The sequence below is a fragment of the Rhizobium sp. PRIMUS64 genome, from assembly GCF_023006465.1.
GTDB classification, from domain to species: Bacteria; Pseudomonadota; Alphaproteobacteria; order Rhizobiales; family Rhizobiaceae; genus Rhizobium; species Rhizobium leguminosarum.
Genome location: NZ_JALBGX010000031.1, coordinates 33,053 through 54,242 on the forward strand (window position 1 = coordinate 33,053; position 21,190 = coordinate 54,242).

Annotated in this window: 19 protein-coding genes and 1 pseudogene; 12 read left to right on the forward strand and 8 right to left on the reverse strand. The window is 60.9% G+C overall.

The genetic code is table 11. The features are described 5' to 3' along the window. Positions 1-75: 75 nt before the first annotated feature. Positions 76-1,314 carry an OpgC family protein gene (locus tag MOV76_RS14810; RefSeq protein WP_018244081.1) on the forward strand — a complete coding sequence of 413 codons (1,239 nt, stop codon included), beginning with the start codon at positions 76-78 and terminating at the stop codon, positions 1,312-1,314. Between the two features lie 49 nt (positions 1,315-1,363). Here the strand turns inward: MOV76_RS14810 and MOV76_RS14815 are convergent, their stop codons facing one another. Further along, positions 1,364-1,717 (reverse strand): VOC family protein, encoded by a 354-nt coding sequence (locus MOV76_RS14815; RefSeq protein WP_247264775.1) that lies wholly within the window; start codon positions 1,715-1,717, stop codon positions 1,364-1,366. A 254-nt stretch (positions 1,718-1,971) separates the two neighbouring features. On the opposite strand from MOV76_RS14815, the gene MOV76_RS40340 reads away from it, so the two are divergent. Continuing rightward, positions 1,972-2,166 carry a helix-turn-helix domain-containing protein gene (locus tag MOV76_RS40340; protein ID WP_157626506.1) on the forward strand — a complete coding sequence of 65 codons (195 nt, stop codon included), beginning with the start codon at positions 1,972-1,974 and terminating at the stop codon, positions 2,164-2,166. A 226-nt stretch (positions 2,167-2,392) separates the two neighbouring features. Here the strand turns inward: MOV76_RS40340 and MOV76_RS14820 are convergent, their stop codons facing one another. Then, entirely contained in the window at positions 2,393-4,156 is a 1,764-nt protein-coding gene (locus tag MOV76_RS14820) for a glucan ABC transporter ATP-binding protein/ permease (protein ID WP_113542554.1), read from the reverse strand. 320 nt (positions 4,157-4,476) lie between these two features. Here MOV76_RS14820 and MOV76_RS14825 point away from each other — a divergent pair, with 320 nt between their 5' ends. The 3 genes from MOV76_RS14825 (at position 4,477) to MOV76_RS14835 (ending at position 9,683) form a co-directional block, all read left to right on the forward strand. After that, complete coding sequence (locus tag MOV76_RS14825; RefSeq protein WP_047620222.1) at positions 4,477-5,232, forward strand: LuxR family transcriptional regulator; 756 nt, start codon at positions 4,477-4,479, stop codon at positions 5,230-5,232. A gap of 216 nt (positions 5,233-5,448) precedes the next feature. Further along, positions 5,449-8,913 carry a pyruvate carboxylase gene (gene pyc / locus MOV76_RS14830; RefSeq protein ID WP_018244076.1) on the forward strand — a complete coding sequence of 1,155 codons (3,465 nt, stop codon included), beginning with the start codon at positions 5,449-5,451 and terminating at the stop codon, positions 8,911-8,913. A gap of 197 nt (positions 8,914-9,110) precedes the next feature. Beyond that, complete coding sequence (locus MOV76_RS14835; RefSeq protein ID WP_130653291.1) at positions 9,111-9,683, forward strand: NADPH-dependent FMN reductase; 573 nt, start codon at positions 9,111-9,113, stop codon at positions 9,681-9,683. Between the two features lie 157 nt (positions 9,684-9,840). Here the strand turns inward: MOV76_RS14835 and MOV76_RS14840 are convergent, their stop codons facing one another. The 4 genes from MOV76_RS14840 to MOV76_RS14855 form a co-directional block, all read right to left on the reverse strand. Continuing rightward, the gene (locus tag MOV76_RS14840) at positions 9,841-10,602 is read right to left on the reverse strand and encodes an amino acid ABC transporter ATP-binding protein (protein ID WP_247264776.1); all 762 of its coding nucleotides are present in this window, start codon (positions 10,600-10,602) and stop codon (positions 9,841-9,843) included. Further along, positions 10,599-11,279 carry an amino acid ABC transporter permease gene (locus tag MOV76_RS14845; protein ID WP_018244073.1) on the reverse strand — a complete coding sequence of 227 codons (681 nt, stop codon included), beginning with the start codon at positions 11,277-11,279 and terminating at the stop codon, positions 10,599-10,601. The genes MOV76_RS14840 and MOV76_RS14845 overlap by 4 nt, the downstream gene beginning before the upstream one ends. A 214-nt stretch (positions 11,280-11,493) precedes the next feature. Next, positions 11,494-12,267 carry an amino acid ABC transporter substrate-binding protein gene (locus MOV76_RS14850; protein ID WP_017995516.1) on the reverse strand — a complete coding sequence of 258 codons (774 nt, stop codon included), beginning with the start codon at positions 12,265-12,267 and terminating at the stop codon, positions 11,494-11,496. A 149-nt stretch (positions 12,268-12,416) separates the two neighbouring features. Next, entirely contained in the window at positions 12,417-13,367 is a 951-nt protein-coding gene (locus MOV76_RS14855; RefSeq protein ID WP_197728272.1) for a DMT family transporter, read from the reverse strand. A 131-nt stretch (positions 13,368-13,498) separates the two neighbouring features. Here MOV76_RS14855 and MOV76_RS14860 point away from each other — a divergent pair, with 131 nt between their 5' ends. From MOV76_RS14860 to MOV76_RS14875, 4 genes and pseudogenes are all read left to right on the forward strand, one after another. Continuing rightward, complete coding sequence (locus tag MOV76_RS14860) at positions 13,499-14,275, forward strand: DeoR/GlpR family DNA-binding transcription regulator (RefSeq protein ID WP_247264777.1); 777 nt, start codon at positions 13,499-13,501, stop codon at positions 14,273-14,275. Positions 14,276-14,340: 65 nt separating this feature from the next. Next, positions 14,341-15,531, forward strand: coding sequence for an MFS transporter (locus tag MOV76_RS14865; RefSeq protein ID WP_130653290.1), 1,191 nt, complete (start codon positions 14,341-14,343; stop codon positions 15,529-15,531). A 96-nt stretch (positions 15,532-15,627) separates the two neighbouring features. Next, complete coding sequence (gene ispG / locus MOV76_RS14870) at positions 15,628-16,878, forward strand: flavodoxin-dependent (E)-4-hydroxy-3-methylbut-2-enyl-diphosphate synthase (RefSeq protein ID WP_018244068.1); 1,251 nt, start codon at positions 15,628-15,630, stop codon at positions 16,876-16,878. A 48-nt stretch (positions 16,879-16,926) separates the two neighbouring features. Continuing rightward, positions 16,927-17,634 (forward strand): annotated as a pseudogene (locus tag MOV76_RS14875) (pyridoxal phosphate-dependent aminotransferase); the annotation flags it as partial. Between the two features lie 17 nt (positions 17,635-17,651). Here the strand turns inward: MOV76_RS14875 and MOV76_RS14880 are convergent. After that, positions 17,652-18,251, reverse strand: a complete 600-nt coding sequence (locus MOV76_RS14880) for a TetR/AcrR family transcriptional regulator (protein WP_247264778.1) — start codon at positions 18,249-18,251, stop codon at positions 17,652-17,654. A gap of 71 nt (positions 18,252-18,322) precedes the next feature. Between MOV76_RS14880 and MOV76_RS14885 the strand changes: the two genes are divergently transcribed. After that, on the forward strand, positions 18,323-18,811 hold the full coding sequence (locus tag MOV76_RS14885; RefSeq protein ID WP_247264779.1) for a cupin domain-containing protein: 489 nt from the start codon (positions 18,323-18,325) through the stop codon (positions 18,809-18,811). Positions 18,812-18,878: 67 nt separating this feature from the next. After that, complete coding sequence (locus MOV76_RS14890; RefSeq protein WP_247264780.1) at positions 18,879-19,313, forward strand: DoxX family protein; 435 nt, start codon at positions 18,879-18,881, stop codon at positions 19,311-19,313. 66 nt (positions 19,314-19,379) lie between these two features. Here MOV76_RS14890 and MOV76_RS14895 read toward each other — a convergent pair whose 3' ends face one another. Continuing rightward, positions 19,380-20,294: a polyprenyl synthetase family protein gene (locus MOV76_RS14895; RefSeq protein WP_247264781.1), complete on the reverse strand. Its 915-nt coding sequence runs from the start codon at positions 20,292-20,294 to the stop codon at positions 19,380-19,382. Between the two features lie 136 nt (positions 20,295-20,430). Between MOV76_RS14895 and mtgA the strand changes: the two genes are divergently transcribed. Then, positions 20,431-21,168: a monofunctional biosynthetic peptidoglycan transglycosylase gene (mtgA, locus tag MOV76_RS14900; protein WP_026230972.1), complete on the forward strand. Its 738-nt coding sequence runs from the start codon at positions 20,431-20,433 to the stop codon at positions 21,166-21,168. Positions 21,169-21,190: the final 22 nt, after the last annotated feature.

A 21,190-nucleotide genomic window follows, 5' to 3' on the forward strand; every position in this document is an offset into this window, starting at 1 on the left:
GGCGATTCGCGACGGCCAAAAGGGAACCCTTTTGGCCGTCGTCGCGTTTGCAAATCGGATAATAAGGAGAGACCAATGGCAAGCACGCCGACCCAAGCCATCGTCACGGGGCGCAGTTCCCTATCCGCAGCTGCGTCAGTGCGTGACACGAGGCTCGACGTCTTGCGTGGCGTGGCCCTGATCATGATCTTCATCAATCATGTTCCCGGACAGATTTTCGAATATGTGACGACGAAGAATTTCGGTTTCTCCGATGCCGCCGAGGCCTTCGTGCTGATCTCCGGCATTGCCGTCGGCCTTGCCTATGGGGGCCGCTTCCAGCCGGGCAACCGGCTCACGGTGGCGATCAAGTCGGCAAAGCGCGCCTTCACGCTCTATCTCGCCCATATGATCACCACCTTCATGACGCTGGCGCTCTTTCTCTGCGGTGCGTGGCTGTTTCATAGGCCGGGGTTGCTGGTCGAGATCAATATCCTGGCGGTTTTGATGAACCTGAAGGAAGGCATTCCAGCGCTGCTGCTGCTCGGCCACCAGATCGGCTACAATAATATCCTGCCGATGTACGGGGCGCTGATGCTGATGGTGCCGGTCATCCTGCTCTTGAATGCGCGAAGCCCTTGGCTGGCGCTCGGTGTCTCGGGCACGGTCTGGCTGCTTGCGGGCATCTACGAAGTGGCGCCGCACAACATGCTGATCGAGGGCTATTGGTTCCTCAATCCGCTCTCCTGGCAGTTCCTGTTTACGATCGGCATCGTGTCGATGCTGCATATCAAGCGCGGCGGCACGATCCCGCAGCATCCGCTGCTGCTGACGGTTGCTGCCGGTTACGTTATGCTGTCCTTCATCTGGGTGACCGGCCATCTCTGGATTTTCGGCAACTCGCTGGCAGCACTTGGCCTGCCGCCTGTCATCACCGGTTTCGACAAGACCTTCCTGTCGCTGCCGCGGCTGCTGCATGTGCTGGCGCTGACCTATCTCGTTATCAGCATCCCGGCACTGTCGCGTATCCTGCGCCGTCCTGCGGACCATCCGCTGACGATCCTCGGCCGCCACTCGCTGAACATCTTCGTCGCCGGCACGATCCTCGCCATGATCGGTCAGGTGGTGCTCTACATCACCAACAAGGACCAACTGATCGGTCCGCTCTTCGTGATCGCTGGGGTCGCGACACAATTCGCCTATGCCTATTATCTCGAACGCAAGCGCCAGCAGGGCAGGCTCAAGGGGAAACTTGTCGCCGATACCGCCACCATCCCTGTTCCTGTCCGCATTGGCAGAACGGCAAATGTCTATCGCCAGAACGATCGGAAATAGAGCTCGGATTTGCCCGACATGAAGGAGCCGGCGGCCGATGGCCGCCGGCTCAATTTTGATGAAGGAGGATATCCACCAGCTTGCCGAAGGGATCGCGCATATAGAAGCGCCTGACGCCCCAAGGCTCGTCGGCCGGGCCGTACTCGATCGGGAAGCCTGAGGCCGACATTGCCGCGAAAGCAGCATCGAGGTCGTCGACCTCGATCGAGAGGGCGGGCACCTCCGTTCCGGAACCGCCTTCGCTGGCGATGCTGAGCTGAACGTTCATCGAGCGCGGGGTGCCGAACGTCGTGATCCAGCCGTGATCCATGATGACGTCGAGACCGAGGATATCCTGATAGAAGCGCCGGGCCAGAGTGATATCCGGTGCCTGAATATTGGCGACGATGCGCAGGACCTTCATGGCTTCGCTCCCCGTTGCTCTTCGACTGGCGGAGGTTAGAGCCTTTTCGGGTTAGATTGAACCATTCCGACTCCGTTTGAGCCAACCCGAAGGGCCAGGCATCTTTCCGCCAGGATCAGAGGCGATCGGCTCGGACGTACCAAGGGGTATGCCCTTCGCCAATCGCCTTTGCCCTGACGAAAACCTGCTCCGGCAGAATGCTTCAATCTAACCCGGAAAGGCTCTAGCGGCCGAGGTCGATTGCGGACGAATATTTGGAATTCTGCCGGCTGGCAGAGCTTGAGGGGGAGAACGTATCTGAGCTTTGCCAGCGCCACTGCATCAGCCGACAGACCGGCTACGTCTGGCTGCGGCGCCTGCGGGCGGGCGAGCCGGTGGAGGACTGCTCCCGCCGGCCGCATGCCAGCCCATGGCGCACGGGAGCCGATCTCGAACATGCGGTTGCTTGATATCTGTGACGAGCATCCGGCCTGGGGGCTCGCAAGATCGCCCGCCGGCCGCAGGATCTCTGGACCTTTGCCGCCGTCGGCGACGGGCGTCGGCCCCTCAATCATCCGGCTCCTTTTGGACCAACAGAATACTTCAATCTGAACAGAAAAGCCTGCCAGGTCCCAGAGCAAACAAAAAGGCCGGAAGGAGGTTACCTTCCGGCCTTTATCTTGAAACCCGAACCGATCAGGCGGCTTCGGTGGTATGGGCCTTGCGGACTTCTTCGTCCGTCAGGATGCCGCTGGCGCGCAGCAGGGCGGCGAAGCGGCCGTTGCTGTGGCTGAGTTCGTCGAAGCTGCCCTGTTCGACGACACGGCCGTCATCCAGGAAGAGCACCATATCGGCTTCGCGGACCGTCGACAGGCGGTGGGCGATGATGAAGGTGGTGCGGTTCTGGCGCAGGTTGTCGATTGCGGCCTTGACGCGGGCTTCGGTTTCGACGTCGAGCGCCGAGGTCGCCTCGTCGAGCACCAGGATTGGCGCGTCCTTCAGAATGGCGCGGGCAATCGCGATACGCTGGCGCTCGCCGCCGGAGAGCTTGTTGCCGCGTTCACCGACATGCGTATCGTAGCGCTCCTCACGGGTCTCGATGAAGTCGGCGGCGGCGGCGGCTTCGGCCGCACGGCGCATTTCCTCTTCGCTGGCGCCTTCGCGACCAAGGCGGATATTGTCGCTGATCGAACGGTTCAGCAGGCCCGCATCCTGGAAGACGGTGGCGATGTGGCGACGCAGCGACTTGCGGGTCACCTTGGTAATATCGGTGCCGTCGACGAGAATCTTACCGCCCTGGGCATCATAGACACGCTGCAGCAGGTTGACGAGCGTCGTCTTGCCGGCGCCGGTCGGGCCGACGATCGCAACCGTCTGGCCTGCCTTCACCGAGAAGGAGACGTTATGCAGGCCCTGCGAGCTGTTGCCGAAGCCGAAGGAGACGTCGCGGAATTCGATCGAACCCCTGACGTCCTTGATTTCGCCGTTGCCGGCCGGCTCTTCACGTTCACGCACCGAGTCTTCCAGCGCATAGAATTCCTCGAGCTTGGAACGGGCCTCGAAAATCTGCGTAGCGAACTGGCGCATCAGGTCGAGGCGGCCGATCAACAGGTTGGCGAAGCCGATAAAGGCGATGACGTCGCCGACGCGCAGCTGGCCGGCCTGGACGAGCATGGTGCCAATGATCAGGACCACCATCATCGCGATGGTCGACGCCATACGGTTCAGTGCACTGGCGATCGCCCACCAGTCGAGCACCGGATACTGCGCTTCGAGCAGACGGTCAGCGAAGGATTTCAGCGCCCTGGTTTCGGCCTCGATGCGGTTATAGCTGTGCAGGACAGAAACGTTGCTGATCGAGTCGCTGACATGCGAGAAGACGGTGTGATAATGGTTCTCGACCGAAGCCTGGCCGTCCTTGGTGCGGCTCATGACGACGCGGCCGATCAGCCAGTAGGCGATGGCGAGCACCATGAGTACGGCGGAAAGGCGCAGGTCCATCGACATTGCGGTCGGTATCAGAAGAGCAAGCGCGATGACCGTCGACAGGTGGTTGCGCATGAATTCCAGCCAGAGGCCGAACAGCGTCTCGCAGGCGCGCAGCAATGTATGCAGCGCGTTGGAGGTGCCGCGCTGATGGTGCCAGCCGAGCGGCATGGAAATGATGCGGCCGAAGGCTTCCGTCAACAGCGTCGCTCGCCGGCCATGGGCCAGTCTGTCGGCCTCGCGGGCCACCAGGACGAAGGCAATGGTGTTGAAGACGGCGAAAGTCGCCCACATGAAGAGGATGGGCTTGACCTCACCCTTGCCCGAAATCGCATCGATAATGCGACCGAACAGGATCGGCTCCGCGATGGTGATCGTCGCAAGAACAATGTTTGCGACAACGACCAGGGATACGCGCAGCTTGTAGGCGCCAAGATAGCGCAGAGCTCTTGCATAGACCTTGAATAGCGTCACGTCGAACCTCTTGTGCATCTGCGAAAACGGGATGATGCGATGCTACAAAAGCCTACCTGAACGGGCGATTAACGGAGTAGTCAGGGTTCGATCGATGTGATGATTGCCGCGATCGTATTATCGCAGGATGCGACGAGTGGCCATGACGCCGAAATTGCCGCCTGGCCATATCTCGCAACAATTTGCGCTTGCATTTTATTAAATGTTTAGCACAGCATTAAATTACAGACTGCATTTATTAAAGAAGACCGTTTCGCGACCAGTTTGACCAGCCGCCGACGGCCTCATGCGGGCAACAGGTCCGGGCAAGGGGCATTTTTGTGAATATTGATTCGTTAATTCAATTGCTTGTAATTCTGGAAGAATGCTCAAATCCTGAAGCTGTCGTCACCGAGCTGGAGCAGATCCTCCACGGTTGCGGTTTCGAATATTACGGCCTGCTGCGTCATTTGCCACAGAAACCGGTGCAGCAGAATCCAGAGTCCTGGGCTGCGGCGCTGGCCGGCCGCTGGCCGGAGCATTGGCCGCGGATATATGCCGCGAAAAAATATGCTCTGATCGATCCGATGGTGCGCTATCTCGGCCACGCGCAGCGGCCTTTCCGCTGGCGGGAGGCGATGGCGGCCTTCCACAAGGATGCGCATCAGCGCCGCATGGAGCAGATGATGGTCGATGCCTTCGGCCACGGACTGGAGGACGGCTACATCTTTCCGATCCACGGACGCAACGGTACTCTCGCCAGCCTCAGTCTCGCCGGCAAGCCGATCGAGTTGTCGCCGGTGGAGATCGCATTGTTGGAGGCGGTGGCGCGCAAGGCCTTCTGGCGGTTGCTCGATCTGAAAGGCGAGGCGCCGGCGCTGGAAACCGTCCTGCCGGCAGACACGCCGCTGACGCGGCGAGAGATGGAAATCCTGCATTATCTCGCCGAAGGCATGACTTCGATGGAGATCAGCAAGATGCTGAAGATCTCAAACCACACGGTCGATTGGTATATGAACGGTCTGCAGGATAAACTGAAGGCGAAAAACAGGCAGCAGGCGGTGGCGCTTGCCTTCCGCCACGGCCTGATAAGTTAGAGCAATTCTACATCTCATCGAAGCGAAACGCTCTGGTTTTTACTTTTACGCAACTCCAGACGGAAAACCGCTTCGCACTTTTCCTGGAGTTGCTCCAGCATGGCGAGAAATTGCATTTCGCAGTCGCAAGAGAAATTGAACTTTCTGTAACAAGAAGTTAAGAATTTTCTTCGCGGGTGCAGCATTGCCCGCGCCTGAACGTCTGAGGAGACCGTTTTGCCCATTTCCAAGATTCTCGTTGCCAATCGCTCCGAAATTGCCATTCGCGTGTTCCGCGCGGCCAACGAGCTTGGAATAAAAACCGTGGCGATCTGGGCGGAAGAGGACAAGCTGGCGCTGCACCGCTTCAAGGCGGACGAGAGCTACCAGGTCGGTCGCGGCCCGCATCTTTCCAAGGACATGGGTCCGATCGAGAGTTATCTGTCGATCGAGGAGGTGATCCGCGTCGCGAAACTCTCCGGCGCCGATGCCATCCATCCCGGCTATGGCCTGCTGTCGGAAAGCCCCGAATTTGTCGATGCCTGCAACAAGGCCGGCATCATCTTCATCGGCCCGAAGGCCGATACGATGCGCCAGCTCGGCAACAAGGTCGCGGCGCGCAACCTGGCGATTTCGGTCGGCGTCCCTGTAGTCCCGGCCACCGGACCTCTGCCCGAGGACATGGCCGAAGTGGCGAAGATGGCGGAAGAAATCGGCTACCCCGTCATGCTGAAGGCTTCCTGGGGTGGCGGCGGGCGCGGCATGCGCGCGATCCGCGATCCAAAGGATCTTGCTCGCGAGGTGACGGAAGCCAAACGCGAGGCGATGGCCGCCTTCGGCAAGGACGAGGTCTATCTGGAAAAGCTCGTCGAGCGCGCCCGTCATGTCGAAAGCCAGGTTCTCGGCGATACGCACGGCAATGTCGTGCATCTCTTCGAGCGTGACTGCTCGATCCAGCGCCGCAACCAGAAAGTCGTCGAGCGCGCGCCGGCACCCTATCTCTCGGAGGCGCAGCGCCAGGAACTCGCCGCCTACTCGCTGAAGATCGCCGCCGCGACCAATTATATCGGCGCCGGTACTGTCGAATATCTGATGGATGCCGATACCGGGAAATTCTATTTCATCGAAGTCAATCCCCGCATCCAGGTCGAGCATACGGTGACCGAAGTCGTCACCGGCATCGACATCGTCAAGGCGCAGATCCACATCCTCGACGGCTTTGCGATCGGCACCGCGGAATCGGGCGTGCCGCGCCAGGAGGATATCCGCCTCAACGGCCATGCGCTGCAGTGCCGCATCACCACGGAGGATCCGGAGCATAATTTCATTCCGGATTACGGCCGCATCACCGCCTATCGCTCGGCATCCGGTTTCGGCATCCGCCTCGATGGCGGCACCTCCTATTCGGGCGCCATCATCACCCGTTTTTATGATCCCCTTCTCGTCAAGGTCACGGCATGGGCGCCCAATCCGTCCGAAGCGATCGCCCGCATGGATCGTGCGTTGCGCGAATTCCGTATTCGCGGCGTGGCCACCAACCTGACCTTCCTCGAAGCGATCATCGGCCATCCGAAGTTCCGGGATAACAGCTACACGACACGCTTCATCGACACCACGCCGGAGCTCTTCCAGCAGGTGAAGCGCCAGGATCGCGCCACGAAGCTCCTGACCTATCTCGCCGACGTCACCGTCAATGGCCATCCCGAGGCCAAGGACAGGCCGAAGCCGTTGGAAAATGCTGCCGAGCCGGTGGTTCCCTACGCCAATGGCAATACGGTCAAGGATGGCACGAAGCAGCTCCTCGACACGCTCGGCCCGAAGAAGTTCGGCGAATGGATGCGTAACGAGAAGCGCGTGCTTTTGACCGATACGACGATGCGCGACGGCCACCAGTCGCTGCTCGCCACCCGCATGCGCACCTATGATATCGCCCGCATCGCCGGCACCTATGCACATGCGCTGCCAGGGCTTTTGTCGCTCGAATGCTGGGGGGGCGCGACCTTCGACGTCTCCATGCGCTTTCTGACCGAGGACCCGTGGGAGCGCCTGGCGCTGATCCGCGAGGGCGCGCCGAACCTTCTGCTGCAGATGCTGTTGCGCGGCGCCAACGGCGTCGGCTACACCAATTATCCCGACAATGTCGTCAAATATTTTGTCCGCCAGGCGGCCAGGGGCGGTATTGATCTCTTCCGCGTGTTCGATTGTCTGAATTGGGTCGAGAACATGCGTGTCTCGATGGATGCCATTGCCGAGGAGAACAAGCTCTGCGAGGCGGCGATCTGCTACACCGGCGATATCCTGAACTCGGCCCGTCCGAAATACGATCTGAAATATTATACCGACCTTGCGGTCGAGCTCGAGAAGGCGGGCGCGCATATCATTGCGCTGAAGGATATGGCAGGTCTCCTCAAGCCTGCGGCTGCGAAGGTTCTGTTCAAGGCGCTGCGTGAGGCGACCAGCCTGCCGATCCATTTCCACACGCATGATACATCGGGCATTGCAGCCGCAACCGTCCTTGCCGCTGTCGATGCCGGCGTCGATGCCGTCGATGCCGCCATGGATGCGCTTTCCGGCAATACCTCGCAGCCCTGTCTCGGTTCGATCGTCGAGGCGTTGCGCGGTACGGAGCGTGATCCGGGCCTCGATCCGGAATGGATCCGCCGTATTTCCTTCTATTGGGAAGCGGCGCGTAACCAATATGCCGCCTTCGAAAGCGATCTGAAGGGACCAGCATCCGAAGTCTATCTGCACGAAATGCCGGGTGGCCAGTTCACCAACCTCAAGGAACAGGCCCGCTCGCTCGGCCTCGAAACCCGCTGGCATCAGGTGGCGCAGGCCTATGCCGACGCCAACCAGATGTTCGGCGATATCGTCAAGGTGACGCCGTCTTCCAAGGTCGTCGGCGACATGGCGCTGATGATGGTGTCCCAGGACCTGACGGTTGCCGACGTCGTCAGCCCCGAGAAGGAAGTCTCCTTCCCGGAATCGGTGGTCTCGATGCTGAAGGGCGATCTCGGTCAGCCGCCTTCAGGATGGCCCGAGGCGCTGCAGAAGAAGGCGCTGAAGGGCGACAAGCCCTACACCGTGCGTCCCGGCTCGCTGCTCAAGGAGGCCGATCTCGATGCGGAGCGCAAAGTCATCGAGACGAAGCTGGAGCGCGAGATCAGCGACTTCGAATTCGCTTCCTACCTGATGTATCCGAAGGTCTTCACCGACTTCGCGCTCGCCTCCGATACCTACGGCCCGGTCTCGGTGCTGCCGACACCCGCCTATTTCTACGGTCTCAAGGACGGCGAGGAACTGTTTGCCGATATCGAGCGCGGCAAGACGCTCGTCATCGTCAATCAGGCGATGAGCGCCACCGACAGCCAGGGCATGGTGACCATCTTCTTCGAGCTCAACGGCCAGCCGCGCCGTATCAAGGTGCCGGACCGGGCGCATGGGGCGACGGGTGCGGCCGTCCGCCGCAAGGCGGAGCCGGGCAATGCCGTTCATGTCGGCGCGCCGATGCCGGGTGTCATCAGCCGTGTCTTCGTCTCACCCGGCCAGGCCGTCAATGCCGGCGACGTGCTCGTCTCGATCGAGGCGATGAAGATGGAAACGGCGCTGCATGCGGAAAAGGACGGCACCATTTCCGAGGTGCTGGTGCGCGCCGGCGACCAGATCGACGCCAAGGACCTGCTCGTCGTTTACGCAGGTTGAATGGCTGCCGTCCTCGCAAAGACGCCCATCAGCCGACTTTGCGAGCCGACTCCATTCACTCGATTGTGTACGATCGGCCTGTCAAAAAGTTGATTTTTCGAATGTCCGCAGCCTTCGCGCCTTGCCCGGCGCGGAGGCTTTCTCATAGACTTGCACTCTTACCACCTGCCCCCAAGACCCATCAGGAAATCATCTCCATGAGCAAATTGAAGATTGCCGTCATCGTCGGCAGCACGCGTATCGGCCGTTTTGCCGAGCATCCGGCCAAGTGGATTGCCGCTATCGCCGCCGAGCGCCAGGACATCGAGGTCGAGGTTCTCGACCTGCTCGACTACCCCATGCATTTTTTCGGTGAGCAGCGTGCGACGACCGCTGAAAGCGAAACGGCAGAGCGCTGGAAAAAGAAGCTGCGTGAATTCGACGGCTTCATCTTCACCGCTGCCGAGTACAATCACGCTCCGACGGCGGTTCTGAAGAACGCCATCGACCTCGGCGAGTTCATCCAGAAGCCGGTCGGTTTCGTCGGTTACGGCGGCGTCGGCGGCGCACGTGCGGTCGAGCATCTTCGCCTGATCTTCGTGGAAATGGGTGCGGCGTCGGTGAAAACGGGCGTGCATATCGCGCTCGGCGAATATCTCGGCGTCCTGAAGGAAGGCAAGAGCCTCAGCGACTACGCGCATCTCAACGAAGCGGCGAAGAACCAGCTCGACCAGCTCACCTGGTGGGGCAATGCGCTGAAGGCGGCGCGCTCGGTCGTCACGGCCTCCTGATTGGAGTTCCAGCAATGCCGGGATGTTCGCATCCCGGCATTAGATCCGGATGATTTTAGGCCAGGTTGGCCTAAAATCTGAATCCAGATCTAAATCAAAGAAATAGAGCATGATGTCGTCCGAAAACCGCTCACACTTTTCGGCAACATGCTCTAGCTCAGATATCGTAAGTATGGGCGGCGTTGATCGTCGAAATGAAACGTTTGGTGCGTTCGCGCTCCGGCGCACTGAAGATCGCTCTGGCGCTGCCCGTTTCGACGACGCTCCCGGCTTCCAGGAAAACCACGTCATTGGCGATCTTAGAGGCGAGTCGGAGATCGTGGGTCGCTATCGCCATCGTCGTGCCTTCGCTGGCAAGTTGGCCCAGCACATCGACCACTTCGGCCGAAAGCTCGGGATCGAGGGCGGATGTCGGCTCGTCACAGAGAAGCACGCGCGGCGACTGCGCCAGTGCGCGGGCGATCGCGACGCGCTGCTGCTGGCCGCCCGACAGTGTCGAAGGCCAGGCATCGGCCTTATGGGTCATGCCGACCTTGGTCAGCAATTCCATCGCACGCTCGCGTGCCTTTTCCCTCGGCCATCTCAGTACGGTTACCAGGCCTTCCATGACATTCTCGATCGCGGTCTGATGCGGGAAGAGCTGGAAATTCTGGAAGACCATGCCGGTCTGGCGGCGGATCTTCTGGATCGCCGGCCAGCTTGTTCGTTTGCCCGGTGCGAAGGCCAGCCTTTCCTCTCCGAGGCGGATGGAACCGGCGGTCGGAATTTCGAGCAGGTTGATGCAGCGCAGAAGCGTGCTCTTGCCGCCGCCCGAAGGCCCGACCAGCGCGGTGACGCTGCCTTCGGGGATGCGGATACTGATATCCTTGAGGATGACCGCATCGCCGAAGCGCTTTTCGATATTGGAAAGCTCGATCATGCGTTTGCCTCCAGCATGCCGCCATAACGCGCGAAGCGGCGTTCCAGCCGCACCTGCAGCTGCGAGAGGACGGAGCTCAGGACGAGATAGATCAGCGCCGCCTCAATATAGAGGATCAAGGGCTCATAAGTGGTGGCGACGATGCGCTGCGCCGCCTGGAAGAGCTCGGGCACGGTGATGGCGGCGGCAAGCGAGGTATCCTTGACCAGCGAGATGAAGGTGTTCGACAAAGGCGGCACTGCGACGCGGGCTGCCTGCGGCAGGATGGTGCGGCTCATCGCCTGGCGCCAGCTCATGCCGATCGAATAGGCGGCTTCCCACTGGCCCTTCGGTACTGAGGAAATGACCGCGCGGATGATCTCGGAGCTATAGGCACCGATATTCAGCGTGAAGCCGATGAGGGCGGCCGGAAAGGCATCGAGCAGGATGCCGAGGCTCGGCAGGCCGTAGAAGATGACGAAGAGCTGCACGAGCAGCGGCGTGCCGCGGATGACCCAGACATAGAAGCGCGCGATGGCCGAAAGCGGCATCGGCCCGAAGAGCCGGGCGATTGCGGTGGCGAGCCCGAGGGCCAGGCCGAAGACGAAGGATAGCAGGGTCAGAGGAATGGTGAAGATCAGCCCCGCCCACAGGAGCGAGGGCAGTGATTCCGCCATCAGTTGGAGCCAGTGCGCCAAGGGAGTTCTCTCTCGTCGGTTGGGTCGTGATACTCGAAATACCCCTCCCCAACCCCTCCCCACAAGGGGGAGGGACTTATCTAGGTGTCGCCTCGCAAGAAATAGCGACCGAGCGGCAGGCCGACGCGATTATTTGGAGATGAGTCGGTCCGTCGGCTAAGCCCCTCCCCCTTGTGGGGAGCGGGTTGGGGAGGGGACTTTTCTTCAGTTCAAATTACTTGGAAACGTCCTGGCCGAAATACTTGTCGGCGATCTTCTTATAGGTGCCGTCGGCCTTGATGTCGGCAAGCGCCTTGTTGATTTCGGCGAGAAGCTCCGGTTCGTTCTTGCGGATGATGACGCCGGAGTAATCGGCATTTTCCTGCTCGGCGACGATCTTCACCGGCGCGTCCGGCTTGTGCTTCTTGAAATCGAGGAAGGAGAGGCTGTCGTTGATCGTGGCGTCGGCGCGCTTGGTCAATACGAGCTGGATCGATTGATCGAAACCATCGGTGCCGACGAGCTCGGCGCCGGCTTCGGTTGCGAGCTTACCGAAGTTGCTGGTCAGCGACTGGGCGGCTTTCTTGCCCTTCAGATCGGCGAAGGATTTGATGCTGTCGTCGCCGTCGCGGGCGATCAGCACGGCCTTGGAGGCGATATAGGGCTCGGAGAAATCATACTTCTGCTTGCGGGTTTCGGTGATGCCGACCTGATTGATGACGGTGTCGTAGCGCTTGGCGTCGAGGCCGGCGATCAGGCCGTCCCACTTGCCTTCGACGAACTCGGCTTTGACGCCGAGCTTGGCGGCGATCGCTTCGCCGATCTCGACGTCGAAGCCGACGAGCTTGCCGCTTTCGTCATGATAGGTGAAGGGCGCATAGGTGCCTTCGGTACCGATCTTGAAGACGCCGGCCGATTTGATGGCGGCGAGGTTTTCACCGGCATGGGCAGGCAGGAGGGCCGCAGCCTGAATGAGGGCGGCGGCGGCGACGGTTTTCAACCAGTTCATTGTTCATTCATCCTTGGGAGGTGTTTCGGATGGGGATAGTTGGCAGAAAATGATGGCGCCGGAAGCGTAGAAAACTGCGAATAAAAGCAGCAACTGCAAATATTTTTCTCAAACGGCCGCTCGAACCGTGAATCCTGCAGAAACAGTCATCAGGCGGTGATGCGGCGGCGCAGTTTTTCGCTGACGATGATGATCAATCCGGCGCCGAGGATCATCGCTGCGCCGACAACCACATTGGGCGTGGGGATGTCGGCCCAGATCAGATAACCCAAGAGGAAGGCCCAGACGAGAGACGTATATTCGAATGGCGCAAGCACGGAGACGGGCGCCTGACGCATGCCTTCGAAAAGGGCGAACTGCGCGCAGCCGGCAACGACGCCGGTGGCAATGAGGAGCGCGAGCTGCGTCATATCGGGGGTCTGCCATGTCCAGATCACGGCAATGCCGGTCATGGCAAGAAAAAAGACGTTGGAAACGGTGAGCTGGATAATGGTCTTCTCGTGCAGCGAGGTCTTGCGCAGCAGCACCATGGCAGAGGCCCAGAGCACGGCCGCCTGCAGCGCCAGATAGACCGGCCAGGAGATGGTGAGGCCGATCGGATTGCAGGCGATAAGGACGCCGACGAAACCGACGCCGACGGCCAGCCAACGTGTCGGCGTGACTTTCTCCTTCAGGATAAGCCAAGCCAGTAAGGTGCCGACGACAGGGGCGGCGTAATAAAGCGTGGTCACTTCGGCAAGCTGCAGGCGGCTTGCGGCGGAATAATAGGAAAGCCAGGCGCAGAGCAGAAGGATACTGCGGGCGATCATCGGCTTGATGATCGGCGATGTCATCGTCTGATGGACGAGCTTGCCGCGGCCATAGGCAAGACAACCGACGAGGATGGTGAGACTGCGGAAAAACAGGATCTGCCAGACGGGAATGCTGGAAGCCAGGATCTTGATGATCGCGTCATGGAAGGTGAACGCCATATAGGCGACGGTCGTGAGCAGGATGCCCAGGCTGACGGAGTTTTTCACGGGGAGAACGCACCAGGTGGCGGATATGCCGGCGGGAATCGGGAATGACCAATCGATATTCCCGCCTCTCGGACCGGTCAATAGGGCTTATTCCTTCCGGTAGTGGAGCTTTATTTCCAAACGTCAGAAAACGTGTAACCGTGCATATTGCCTGCATGATCATAAGCGTTTATGCACGTTTTTAATTTGTAAGCTACGAACTCGGTAGGAACATGCAGGATTTTCTGTTGCGAGAGCGCCAAGGCGTGATTTCCGAGAGGCTGCGGCTGAATGGCCGCGTACTGGCGACGGAGCTTGCGCTCGAATTTGGGGTCTCCGAGGATACGGTGCGTCGGGACCTACGCGAGATGGCAGCGGCAGGGCTCTGCGAGCGGGTCTATGGCGGTGCATTGCCGGTCTCGCCGGCGCATGGAAGCCTGACGCAGCGTATCGGCTTTGCCGCAGACCGGAAACAAGCGCTGGCGCGCGCTGCGGCAAAGCAGATTGCCGCCGGCTCGACCGTGTTCTTCGACGCTGGCAGCACCAATCTGGCGATTGCCAACGCATTGCCGGCCGAACTTGCACTGACGGCTGCGACGAATGCGCCGGCGATTGCCGCAGCGCTGATCGACAAGCCGGCCGTCAACGTCATCCTGATCGGCGGAATGGTGGATCGACAGACGGGCGGTGCGCTCGGCGCCAAGGCGTTGCGGGATATGGAGCAGATTTCACCAGATCTCTGCATTCTCGGCGCCTGCGGCGTCGATCTCGAGGCCGGCATCACGGTGTTCGGCTTCGAGGATGCGGAGTTCAAGCGGTTTGCGACGTCCAGGAGCAAAAGGGTGTTGGTGGCTGCAACCTCGGAGAAATTTGGCACTTCTGCCCCCCATAGCATCCTGCCGGTTGCGCATTGCGAATGCCTGGTCGTTGAGCACGATGCCGATCCGGCCATTCTCGCTCGTTACCGCGAGCGCGGATGCAGGACTGTTCTGGCCGAGAAAACGAACTGAGGCGCCATCACAGAGTTTAGGGAAACCGGGCGCGAGCAAGCCCGGCAATGAGGAAAGATCGGAAAATGGATACTCATGTGAGTAAGCCGGGAGCCCGGAGCGGCTTCGTTACCAGAAGCAGGGCGGCGGTTTCTCTGCTCTTTCTCATGAACGGTTTTGTCGTCGGCTGCTGGGCGCCGAAGATCCCCGATTTTGCCGAGCGTCTGGCGCTGACCAAGTTCGAGCTTGGGCTGATGATCCTCGTCTTCGGCGTCGGCTCGCTGGTCATGATGCCGCTCGCCGGTGCGCAGATCGCCAAACACGGCTCGCGTGTCGTCGTCCAGATACTGGCTCTTTGCGTGTTGCCGTTGCTGCTGGCATTGACGCTCGCGCCAAATGTGCTCACCGGGGCAATCTCGCTCTTCCTGTTCGGCGGCTTCATCGGCGCAATGGACGTGGCGATGAATGCCAATGCGGTGTCGGTCGAGAAATCCATGCGCCGCGCCATCATGTCGTCCTGCCACGCTTTCTGGAGCCTTGGCGGGCTGATCGGTTCCGGTCTCGGCGGCATCGTGATCTCCAAGCTCGGCATTCTCGGCCATGCGCAACTGGCGACGGTGCTGGCGGCAATCTTCGTTGCCGTCGCCTGGCCGATGGTCCTTGCGGATCCGCCGCATCCCGACACCAAGAAGGAAAAGACGAAGTTGCCGATGGTGCCGCTGCCGTGGCTGCTCGGACTGATGGCGCTGTTCAGTATGGTGCCGGAAGGTGCGGTTCTGGACTGGGGCGCGCTCTATCTCCGGCAGGAAATGGATGCATCCGTGGCACTTTCCGGCCTTGGTTTCGCAGCCTTTTCGGCGACCATGGCAATCATGCGCTTTGCCGGCGACCTGGTGCGCGACCGTCTGGGCGGCGTCAAGACGCTGCGCATCTGCACGCTGTTTGCCATTATCGGCATGCTGCTTGCAGGCTTGGCGCCGAATGCCGAGCTTGCCATCCTGGGCTTTGCATTTTGCGGCATCGGCATTTCCAACATGGTGCCGATCGCCTTCTCGGCGGCGGGCAACATACCCGGTCTCAAGCCCGGCATCGCCATCTCGGTGGTCACGACCATGGGCTATTCCGGCATGCTGGTTGCGCCATCGTTGATCGGCTTCGTCGCCGAGCATATCGGCTTTGCCGTCGTTTTCATGGCGCTGCCGGTGCTGCTGCTCGTCGTTCTCCTGCTCTCCAAGCTGGCCCATTATGCCGATGGGACCTCCGGAGGCGGTCACTGAGCCGCCTCCCAACAAAAGTGATATCAGGGGCGGTTGACAAGCAGCCGGCCTTGATCCACCTGAAAAGCACTGTTTATAGGGGTGCAAGAACTCTTCATGTCTTCAGCCGCCGATTTTGATCCGAAACCGCGCCGCGCTTCCGTTGCCGTCGATGTCGGCGGTGTCATCGTTGGCGGCGGGGCGCCGGTCGTCGTGCAATCCATGACGAATACCGATACGGCCGATATCGATTCGACCGTCGCGCAGGTCGCCGCTCTGTTCCGCGCAGGCTCGGAATTGGTGCGTATCACCGTCGACCGCGACGAGAGTGCGGCCGCCGTGCCGAAGATCCGCGAGCGGCTGCTGCGCCTCGGCATGGACGTGCCCTTGATCGGCGACTTCCATTATATCGGCCACAAGCTGCTCGCCGATCATCCTGATTGTGCCGCGGCGCTGGCGAAATACCGCATCAACCCCGGCAATGTCGGCTTCAAGGACAAGAAGGACAAGCAGTTCGCCGAGATTATCGAGATGGCGATCCGCTATGACAAGCCGGTGCGCATCGGCGTGAATTGGGGTTCGCTCGACCAGGATCTGCTGACGGCGCTGATGGACCAGAATGCCGAAGCCGGATCGCCGCTTTCGGCCCGGCAGGTGACACGCGAGGCGATCGTGCAATCGGCGCTGCTTTCTGCAGCCCTCGCCGAAGAGATCGGCCTGCCGCGCAACCGCATCATCCTGTCGGCCAAGGTCAGCCAGGTGCAGGACCTGATCGCCGTCAATTCCATGCTCGCCGAACGCTCCAATCATGCGCTGCATCTCGGCCTGACCGAAGCCGGCATGGGCACCAAGGGCATCGTCGCCTCGTCGGCGGCGATGGGCTTCGTGCTGCAGCAGGGCATCGGCGATACGATTCGCGTATCGTTGACGCCCGAGCCGAACGGCGACCGCACGCGCGAAGTCCAGGTGGCGCAGGAAATCCTGCAGGTCATGGGCTTCCGCCAGTTCATACCCGTCGTTGCGGCCTGTCCGGGGTGCGGACGCACGACGTCGACCGTGTTCCAGGAGCTTGCCCAGAACATCCAGAACGACATCCGCAAGAACATGCCGGTCTGGCGCGAAAAATATCCTGGCGTCGAGGCGCTGAACGTCGCCGTCATGGGCTGCATCGTCAACGGGCCGGGCGAAAGCAAACATGCCGACATCGGCATTTCGCTTCCCGGCACCGGCGAGACGCCGGCGGCCCCGGTCTTCATCGACGGGCGGAAGGCGCTGACGCTGCGCGGTCCCAATATCGCCGCCGACTTCGAGGCTCTGGTTGTCGACTATATCGAGAAACGGTTCGGCCAGCGGACGGCGGCGGAATGAGCGCCCATAGGTTCGGATGAGCCAGTACTGGTCGCCAATCGTCAGCGCCTGCTATACTGTGTCGGGGCGATCGAGGTGCCGGTCGACGACAGGTTCCAGGTCCGGCTGGCGGATTACGACAGGCCATGCGGCGCAATCATCATCCCCAATCCGAATGCGCCGACCGGCATCGGCCTGCCGTTTGCCGGCATCGAGGCACTTCTTGCCGCCCATCCGGATGCAGTCGTCGTCATGGGCGAGGCCTATATCGATTTCGGCGGTGAAAGCGCCATCCCGCTGATATCCACGCATCCCAATCTGCTTGTCATTCAGACCCTGTCGAAATCCCGTTCGCTTGCATGTCTGCGCATCGACTTCGCGCTGGGGCAGCGGCCGCTGATCGAGGCGCTGGAGCGGGTCAAGGACAGTTTCAATTCCTATCCGCTCGATCGTCTGGCGCAGCTCGCCGCGACGGCGGCGATCAAAGATGAGGCGTGGTTCCAGACATGCCGGAGGAAAATCATCGCCAGCCGGGAAAGCCTCGTCTCCGAACTCGAAACGCTGCACTTCTAGGTCCTGCCGTCCCAGGCCAATTTCGTTTTTGCCGGGCACGAGAGACAATCGGGTGTAGCGCTTCAAGCCGGCTTGCGGGAGCGGAACATTCTCGTCCGGCATTTCGCCAAGCCACGTATTTCGGATTTCCTGCGCATCAGCATCGGCGCGGACGAGGAGTGCGCGCGCCTGGTTTCCGCTCTCAAGGACATGCTGGCGGCCTGAGCAGCCCACCGATTTCCTCAGCTTTCGGCCATGGCGCCGGCAAGCAAAGTCTTTGCGGTCCAGCGCAGAACCTTCTCCGCTTCCTTGGGCTCCAGCTCGCAGATGTCACGCATCACCACCAGTGCCTCTATGCCAACCGCCAGCGACAGTGCGTGGACGAGGCGCTGAAAATTCTTCGGCGGCATGGTTGCCTGCAGCGGTGACATCGCCTCTTTCAGCCACGCGATGCGGCGGCCACCGCGGCGGACCTGCGCCTGGCCGACAGCCGAGCTGCCGAGAAGCGCGCGAAAGACGCCCTCATTGTCGATGACCATTTTGAAGATCTGCGAGACCAGGTCCTCGAGCCGATGGCCAACCTCCGCATCGCCCATGTCGTTCCGCGCTGGCGGGATCTTGATCACATCCGCAACGCCATCGAGGACTGCCTCGCGGATAATTTCATCCGGCGTCGAGAAATATCGGTAGGCCGTCGCGCGCGAAATGCCAGAGAGATCGGCCACTTCGGCGACCGAGGGGTGGCCGCCTTTCTCTATGATCTCGCGCGCGGCACGCAGCAACTCGACACGCGTGCGACGCTTTTGATTGACCCTCTCGAATCTTTTTTCTTGACTGTCCATTCATGCCTCGTTATGAGATTAATGTCTCATTAAGAGTTTAGTGTATCACAATCAAATCAAGGCACAAGTCGATGAACTCCGCGCCCCTTTCCGGCCGATCCGACGCCGTTGCGCCGATGACCGTCCATTTTCTTGGCAATATCCTCACCTTTCGTGCCCGCTACGCGGATACCAAAGGCAGCTTCACGGTCATCGAGGCCTATACGGCTCCGAACGCCGGCCCGCCGCCGCACTCGCAGACGGACCAGGAAGCCTTTCTCATCCTCGAAGGCCATTACGAGATCGTCGTCGGCGACGAGATCAAGCATTGCGGCCCCGGCGATTTCGTCCACGTCTCTCCGGGCACGCTGCATTCCTTCCGGAATATTGCCGAGACGCCCTCGAAGCTGCTTTTGATCAATTTCCCCGGCGATCTGCATGAGGAGTTCTTCATGGCGGTCGGCGAGCCGGTCGCACCCGGCACGACGGCCTTTCCGCCGATGAGCGCGCCCGACGTTCCGAAGATCGTCGCGACGGCCGCCCGTTTCGGCATCGACATTCCGCCGCCGCCGCAGGCGTGAGCCCGCGGCCCCGGGAGCAAGCGCTGCGACGCCGATCCCAATCCTTTCGACAATCGAGGAATCAACAATGAGAATGCATCATGTCGATCGCCTGCTGGCATCGAGCAGCTTTCGGATCTTTGCCCGCATTCTGCTGACGCTGGTCTTCTGGTCGAGCGGGCTTGCGAAGCTCTTCGACTTCCCGACCGCGATCGCAGAGATGGAGCACTACGGCCTTGCGCCTGCTGCGCCGACTGCGATTGCCGTCATATTCGTGCAGCTAGCCGGCTCCGCCCTTGTCATCTCCGGTCGGCATATCTGGCTCGGGGCGGGCGCTCTCGGCGTCTTCACCGTGCTGACGATCCCGATCGCGCACGCCTTCTGGTCGATGAGCGGCCAAGCCGCCTTTCTCGAGATGCTGTTTGCGATCGAGCATCTGAGCGTCGTCGGCGGTCTGATGATCGTTGCGATCCTGGGACGGCGAACCGCTACGGTTCAGGAGCCTGTTTTAGCCGGCGCCTGAACGATCGGATCATCGGCGTCGGGGAACAGTCAAGGCTCCCCAACGCCGGAGGTGGGCCTGGGGATGTCAGCTCTTCCGATCGGCGATGAAATGCGCCGCGGCGGTGAGGATCGAGGCGCGAGGGCCGTAGGGGGCAAGCAGCGCCTCGGCATCGCGGACATGCTCACGGAGCTGGGCTTCGGCCCATTCCATGCCGCGAAGAGCCACAAGTGTTCCTTTGCCGCGGGCCGCATCCTTGCCGGTTGCCTTGCCCATGGTCGCGGTGTCCGAGGTCAGGTCGAGAATGTCATCTGCAAGCTGGAAGGCAAGACCGATCTTTTCGCCGAAGGCGCGCAGGCGGCGGCGATCTTCCGGCGGGCTTGCCGAGATGACGGCGCCGGCTTCACAGGCGAAGCGGATCAGCGCGCCGGTTTTCATCGCCTGCAGGCGAATGATGGCGGCCTCGTCGGGGGCCTGCTTTTCCGCCGCGAGGTCGAGCGCCTGGCCGCCGGCCATGCCGCCAAGACCGGCTGCGCGGGCAAGGGCCAGCACCAGCGATGCCTTGCTCGTGTCGGGAAGGGCCGTTTCCGGCGCGGCGATGATGTCGAAGGCGTAGGTCAGCAGGCTGTCGCCTGCGAGGATTGCCGTCGCTTCGTCGAACTTGATGTGTACCGTCGGTTTGCCGCGGCGCAGGTCGTCATCGTCCATGGCCGGCAGGTCGTCATGCACGAGAGAATAGCAGTGGACACATTCAAGTGCGGCGCCGACGCGAAGTGCCGCCTCTGCGTCGCCGCCGAGAAGGGCTGCACTTTCGACGACGAGAAACGGGCGCAGCCGCTTGCCGCCGTTCAGCACGGCATAATGCATGGCATCGCGCAGCGTCTCGGGCCTGGCGATTTCATCGGAAAGGGTGCTCGGCGAAAGCAATAGGTCGAGCAGCGCCTCGATCTCGTGGGCGTTGTTCTTCAGCCTCGTCTCGAAAGTGTCCCGGTTCGCGTCCATGGGCGCTGTTTGGCATGAGCGCCCACGGGCTTGCAACGGAATTGTCGATGGCGGCAGCAAGATTCGCCGCGCACTCTGGCATAAGCTCTGCACAGGCGTTATGAGAACGACAGGAGCGAAATCGGACTTGGGGACATTGGATATAGCGCCAGAGAGAGAGGACAGCGTCGACATGCCGGCTCGTCGGCGATGGTTCGAAGACCGGCGTGTGTTGAAACGCATTGTTCTTGCCGTGCTGATCTTGCTGATCCTTCCCTATGCACTGATCTTTTTCTATCTGCTGCCCTTCATTCACCCCGTCTCGACGCTGATGTTGCGCGATCTCGTGCTGCTGCGTGGTTACGACAGGCAATGGGTGTCGCTTGATAATATCGCCCCGGTTGTGGTGCAGTCGGTGATGATGTCAGAGGACGGGCAATATTGCTTTCACGGCGGCGTCGACTGGGCGGAAATGCGCATGCTGGTCGAGGATACGCTGAAAGGTCAGGCGACACGCGGCGGCAGTACCATTCCGATGCAGACGGCGAAGAACCTCTTCCTCTGGAACAGCCGTTCCTTCGTGCGCAAGGCGCTGGAACTTCCGCTCGCGGTGACCACGGATTTCGTCCTGTCGAAACGGCGGCTGATGGAAATCTATCTCAACATTGCTGAATGGGGTCCCGGCATCTACGGCATCGAGGCCGCGGCCCAGCATCATTTCAAGGTGCCGGCCTCGAAACTGACGCGGCGCCAGGCATCGCTGCTTGCCGTCTCGCTGCCAAACCCGATCGACCGCAATGCTGGCAAGCCTGGACGAGGCCTTCGCCGGCTGGCCGGCGTCATCGAGAGACGCGCGCAAGGTTCAGGCGATTACATCAGGTGCATTTATGATTGACATCAGAACTTGTCGTTAGAGC